This is a genomic window from Alkalibacterium sp. MB6 (assembly GCF_009935905.1).
Lineage (GTDB): Bacteria > Bacillota > Bacilli > Lactobacillales > Carnobacteriaceae_A > Alkalibacterium.
The window spans coordinates 1-1654 of the sequence record NZ_PREX01000057.1 but is presented as its reverse complement, the minus strand read 5'-3'; the positions used below and the strand labels follow the sequence as shown (position 1 = coordinate 1654).

The 1654-nt window shown below is 40.3% G+C and carries 1 protein-coding gene; it reads left to right on the top strand.

Translation table 11 applies throughout. The features are described from left to right. Positions 1 to 106 precede the first annotated feature (106 nt). Complete coding sequence (locus tag C3945_RS11635; RefSeq protein ID WP_161879815.1) at positions 107 to 1516, top strand: ISLre2 family transposase; 1410 nt, start codon at positions 107 to 109, stop codon at positions 1514 to 1516. The last annotated feature ends 138 nt before the right edge of the window (positions 1517 to 1654 follow it).

The following is a 1654-nucleotide window of genomic DNA, read 5'->3' as shown; positions in this document are numbered from 1 at the left end:
ACTATGTGTAAAATTAATGTCGGAGAGGGAAAATAATAACCCTAGACAAAAAGAAAGAAGACCCTTAATCTAGAGATAACGACAACGCTAGAAAAGGGGCCTTCTTATGAATCAAATTATAACAGAAATCATTCACACTTTAAAGGATTCTTCTACACTTTTAGAAGCAGAGTTGGCACTGGAAACCGTCTTTCAAAACGTCACCCAACACCTTTTAGCAGCTGCTTTTAAACAAATTGATTTAGAACTTCTTTATGATTATAAAGAAAAAGGCTATGAGATTGATAGTATCCCTGACCGTACGCTTCAGTTTACCTTTGGAACAATGGCTTTTAAACGACATCGTATGCGAAAAAAAGGCGAGAAAAGTATCATTCCTTTTGATAAAGCCATTGGCTTAAAGGCACGCATCCGCAATTCTCCGCTGGTAGAAATGAAAGCAGCACAACTCGCTTCAGATGGAACGTATCGAAAAGCAGAAGAAGCCATTGATCTGCTTACATCGTTTTCATTGAGTCACACGACCATTCATACGCTGACTCAAAAGGTAGGAGAAACGATTCAAGAATGGACAGAAACAGCTCCACTTCAAGATGAAACGCCTATTAAGGATAAGAAGAAAGTCCCTGTTTTGTTTATTGAGGGCGACGGGTTGATGCTTACGAGAGGCAGAGAAACGAAGCGTCCTGAGCTTCACCGTGTTCAGTTTCATGAAGGCGTTGAATACGTTGGAAAACAAAAGAGACCCGTTCTTAAAGAATCAAGGATGTTTGAAAGTACCGTATCAAGCCAAGAGGCTTTTAAACGAGCCAGTCTCTGGCTAGAAAGTATCTACGACATACGAGAAACGATTGTGATCTCCAACAGTGATGGTGGCAGCGGGTATGGGAAAGACACATTTCACCAAATTATAGGAAAATGCGCAAAACATGAACACTTTAGAGACGCTTATCACGTCAATGAAAAAATTAAGCAACGTCTGTATTTTGATAAAGAAATGGAAAAGAGAATGCGAAAAGCCGTCCGTTTATATAATCAACCTCTCGTAGAAACGATTCTGACTACAGCTGAAAGTCGCATTGATCCAAAGGATCTAAAAGCAAAAGAGTACCAAGAAGAACTCAGAAAATTAAGAGCCTACCTCAATAGAAACTGGGAGAGCCTTAAACCATTGAGTATGAGAGCGTTACCCATAACTAAAGGAATTGGTGTGTGCGAAAGTAATCATCGCCCTTATAGTTACCGTATGAAACGACAGGGACGAGGTTTTTCAGCTAAAGGCGCTGGCAATGTGGCGGCGATTATATCTGCACGGAAAAATGGCACGTTTCTCAAATCCTTGACAGATCAGTTACCTGAACTCTCCACACCGTTTGAACCAGAATTTAAAGGGGCTTTAAGAGCGGCCTTGAAGAAGAGGAAGCATCGTCCGTCGATTGGTGTGAAGCTGGGTAAAATCGCTAATTATGGTTCGTCATCAAGTCCTATGGGGAAATTAGCGAGATTATTCAAATAAAAAGCGTCTGTCATACCCTATTGAAGCTTGAAAAGCGAGATAGGGTATGACAGAAACTGAAAATCTATAAACAATCACTACAAAAACAGCGTTTTTGCATTTCTAGATAAGGTTTCCGAGAATAACTTGACACATACA